The following is a 964-nucleotide window of genomic DNA, read 5'->3' on the forward strand; positions in this document are numbered from 1 at the left end:
AGAGGGCATCTCGGTTGGGTTTGATCTAGTACACGCTGGTTGGTGTGGTGCTGGGATCGGGCGGCAGGGGTCGGAATGATCGATGTATGACGACCCCTCGCCGTCCGTATCGCACTGATCTGTCCGATGCTCGTTGGGCGTTGATCGAACCCACGTTGACCGCGTGGCGGGCCGCGCAGGGCGGGCTCGGGATCAAGAAGCCGACGCATGACCTGCGGGAAATCGTCAACGCGATCCTGTACGTCAACCGGACCGGCATCGCTTGGGAGTACCTGCCCCACGATTTCCCGCCGTACAAGACCGTCCACTCGTACTTCACCCGGTGGGCCGCCGACGGCATCACCGAGAGCATCCACCACCTGCTTCGCGGCAAGGTCCGCCAGGCAGCCGGCCGCGACCCGGAGCCCACTGCGGCGATCATCGACTCGCAAAGCGTCAAGACCAGCAACAACGTGCCCGAAACCAGTCAGGGCATCGACGCCGGCAAGAAGATCAAGGGCCGCAAGCGGCACCTGGCCACCGACGTGCTCGGTCTGCTGCTGGTCGTCATCGTCACCGCCGCCAACGTCTCGGACACCGCTGGCGGCCGCGACGTCATCGACCACCTCGCCGCCACCCACCGTCATATCAGCACCGTCTGGGTCGACACCGGCTACCGCAACACCGTCATCGAACGCGGCGCCGCCCACGGCATCGACGTACAGGTGGTCTCGAAAGCCCCAGGCCAGAAGGGATTCCAGCCGGTACCCAAACGGTGGGCGATCGAACGAACCAACGGCTGGATCATGCTCCACCGCCGCCTCGCCCGCGACTACGAAACGTCACCAGAACACTCGCGGGCCCACATCCACTGGGCCATGATCGACAACATGAGTCGACGCCTCACCCACGAAACCACCCCGTCCTGGCGAGACGATCAACCCGAAACAGACACACCACAACACACATGATCGAGATGCCCTCT

1 protein-coding gene is annotated in these 964 nt (G+C 64.1%); it reads left to right on the plus strand.

The window, feature by feature from the left end:
• Window positions 1-86 precede the first annotated feature (86 nt).
• The gene (locus IEY61_RS30890; RefSeq protein WP_189050882.1) at window positions 87-950 is read left to right on the plus strand and encodes an IS5 family transposase; all 864 of its coding nucleotides are present in this window, start codon (window positions 87-89) and stop codon (window positions 948-950) included.
• The last annotated feature ends 14 nt before the right edge of the window (window positions 951-964 follow it).

This window comes from Micromonospora sonchi (assembly GCF_014646235.1).
GTDB classification, from domain to species: Bacteria; Actinomycetota; Actinomycetes; order Mycobacteriales; family Micromonosporaceae; genus Micromonospora; species Micromonospora sonchi.